Annotated in this window: 3 protein-coding genes; all 3 read left to right on the top strand. The window is 63.9% G+C overall.

Translation table 11 applies throughout. From position 1 onward, the window contains the following. The first annotated feature begins 357 nt into the window (after window positions 1-357). On the top strand, window positions 358-942 hold the full coding sequence (gene sigK, locus AB0313_RS22035; RefSeq protein ID WP_366308466.1) for an ECF RNA polymerase sigma factor SigK: 585 nt from the start codon (window positions 358-360) through the stop codon (window positions 940-942). Between the two features lie 255 nt (window positions 943-1,197). Next, window positions 1,198-1,794 carry a recombinase family protein gene (locus AB0313_RS22040; protein ID WP_366308468.1) on the top strand — a complete coding sequence of 199 codons (597 nt, stop codon included), beginning with the start codon at window positions 1,198-1,200 and terminating at the stop codon, window positions 1,792-1,794. 351 nt (window positions 1,795-2,145) lie between these two features. Continuing rightward, a complete protein-coding gene (locus AB0313_RS22045) occupies window positions 2,146-2,856 on the top strand; it encodes a DNA-processing protein DprA (RefSeq protein WP_366308470.1) in 711 nt (236 codons plus the stop codon). Window positions 2,857-2,909: the final 53 nt, after the last annotated feature.

The following is a 2,909-nucleotide window of genomic DNA, read 5'->3' on the forward strand; positions in this document are numbered from 1 at the left end:
ACAGTCCGCACCTCATCCATACCAACAGGGGTGAACCCACGGGCGTAGAAGAGCGGCCCCACTGCTGCCACGATTGCCGCCCGGGCCGCGTCATCCGCCGTCGCCGCTGAAGCGGCGCCGGAGTACATCGTCTCTGTCTGCGCTGCAGGCACGGGCATAATCTTCTTCCCTTTCGGCTTGCGGGGATAACGATGGTTCTCTATTCTAAAACGTCAGGGGAGAATGGACGTTCTCCCCTGATAACCCAGCCGATCCGGCACGGCTCTCCGCCCGGCATTGTCCGGTTCGGAATGCGCTCCTTTAACTGCTTCATCGGTGGCCCGCTGGGGGCTGACGCGGACTGACCGAAAAGACATCATGGAGACACTGGACCGCCAACCATCCGGGCAGGATGAAACCAGAATTTACCTGGCTGGATTGCTGCTGAAAACCGGCCAGGGCAACCACGAAGCATTTACCGAGTTCTACCGTCTCGCTTCGCCCCGGGTGTTCGGCGTCGTGCGCAGGGTGGTTTTAGATCCGCACCTCAGTGAAGAAGTGATGCAGGAGATCTTCATGCTGGTCTGGCAGAACGCGGGCAAATACAACCCAGCCCTTGGCAGCCCGATCGGATGGCTTGTGACCATCGCACACCGCAAGGCAGTGGACAAGGTCCGTTCGCGGCAAAGCAGCACCCACCGCGACGCCCGGTGGGCGGCAGCGGAGTGGAAACACCCTTTCGACGAAGTTGGCGAGTCGGTCACTGACGGAATGGAAGCCTGTCAGGTCTTCGACTCCCTGACAGCACTTTCACCCTTGCAGCGCGAATCCATTCTCCTGGCATATTTCGGCTGCCTTACTTACCGCGAGGTGGCAGAGAAACTCTCAGTGCCACTGCCCACCATCAAGTCCCGGATCCGCGAGGGACTCAGTCGTCTACGCACCCAATACGACGTCGTCTGACCCCAAGGAGCGTTTTGCGCTCCCCGACGGACGCGCCCGGCATTCGGGACAGCCCCCGCCAGGACCTCCTCGTGGCCATTGCGTGCGCCTGAATTCGTCTGAAGGTCCCTCGCCGGCCGACTCTGACGACCGACCCCCGGACTGAGGACACCCTTCCCATTTTCGCACTGGGGCTGTGCGCGTCTCGGAATGCCGTCTCACTGCAAGTTGTCTCGCTGGGGGCACATTGCCGGCTTTTCGAGTCAGAATTGCCTTGTGAGGCTACTGGGTTATACCCGCGTGAGCACTTCAGGCCAGGACTCCCAGCTCCAGCTGGACGCGCTGGTTGCCACTGGTGTGCAGAAACGGGACGTTTTCGCCGATGTGACCTCCGGTAGCAAAATGGCGATCGAGCGGCCGGGAATGAAGAAGCTCCTCGAGTACGCCGAGGAAGGCGACACCGTTGTTGTGTGGCGTGTCGACCGGCTGGGGCGGTCGCTGATTGATGTGCTGAACACGGTGGCCCTGCTGTGCGGCCGCGGTGTCCAGATGCGGTCCATCGCCGATGGCAACGACCCGGCGACCACGACCGGACGGCTGATGTTGAACATGCTCGCAACCCTTGCCGAGTATGAGCGCGAGCTCATCATTGAGCGGGTCAACGCCTGCATCGCTGCCGCCCGGCAAAGCGGCACACGCTTCGGGCGACCGTTGTCCGACCCAGTGGTCATCGCCGACAAACTCGCGATCGCTCAGGACGCCCGCGCGAAGGGGCGCACCGCCGAAGACGCCGCCCGTCTCGTTGGCTGGAGCCGCGCGACGCTTTACCGGCACCAGCAAGCTAGTGCCGCACGCGAGAGCACGACAACTTAGCCTGGCACGCCGCCCTGCTGGTAGACCCAGGTCTACTGCAAGGTCCTCGCTTCGCTCGGGCTGTAGAAACGTTTTTCCTGTTTTTTGCTGCTGTCCTGCGGATCGTACGTGCCCGCTCCACCGGCTCAACCGTCCTGCGGACGGCTGCGCAGCCGATGGCTTGTGTCGGCGCTTCGCTTATTTCCCTCCTACAACCCATCGACTTCTTGCCCTTCGGGTTGCCCCGGTTCCGTCGGGCACAGCTACGCGATGCTCCGCCAGCAGGCAAAAAACGCCCGGGGGAGAGGGGAAGCTGGCCGGTCACCAGGGCCGCCCTACCCACCGGATCCTCAGCAAAGGACGAGAAAAACCATGAATGATCGCATTGCACGCGCAGCCCTGACACGACTGTTTGAACCGGGCGACCGGGTCGGGCAGGCCCTTATCGGCAGGCTCGGCGCGTACGCCGCGTTGAGGCTCGCCACCGGCGCGCAGCCCGCACACAGCCTTGCAGACGTGACATTCGAGGAGTTGGCCGCCGCGTTGAAGCGCTGGGCGCCCCGGGTTCCGGATGTCGACCCGGAGAAGGACCTGGCCACGATCGAACGCCTGGGCGGCGGGTTCCTCATCCCAGGAGATGAACACTGGCCGGAGGGCCTGGACGATCTGCCCGACGCCCCGTACGAGCTTTGGTACCGGGGCAACATCGACCAAGGGATCCCGGCACCGTCCCGGTGTGTGGCCCTGACCGGATCCCGGGACGCGACAAGCTACGGCGCCTCCGTCACCGGGGACATGGCGTACGGGTTGGCTCAACGTGGAATTTGCGTGATCTCGGGGCTGGCCTACGGCATCGATGCACACGCCCACCGGGCCGCGTTGGCCGGGAGCCAGGGCGAGGGACCGGCAACCATCGCAGTGCTGGCCGGGGGACTGGACCGGGACTATCCGTCAGGTAACGCTGACCTCGCAGCCGCGATCCGCGGCAACGGCCTGACGCTCTCGGAGCTCCCGCCCCGTTCCGCCCCGACCCGGTACAGGTTTCTTATCCGGACTACTGAGGCTGGGCGCAGCTGCCTTTAGGCCTCGTCAAGACTCCAGCGGTTATCCGGACGGCTTTCCCTTCGGGTGGGTGC

It is taken from the genome of Pseudarthrobacter sp. NPDC080039 (assembly GCF_040702335.1).
GTDB classification, from domain to species: Bacteria; Actinomycetota; Actinomycetes; order Actinomycetales; family Micrococcaceae; genus Arthrobacter; species Arthrobacter enclensis_A.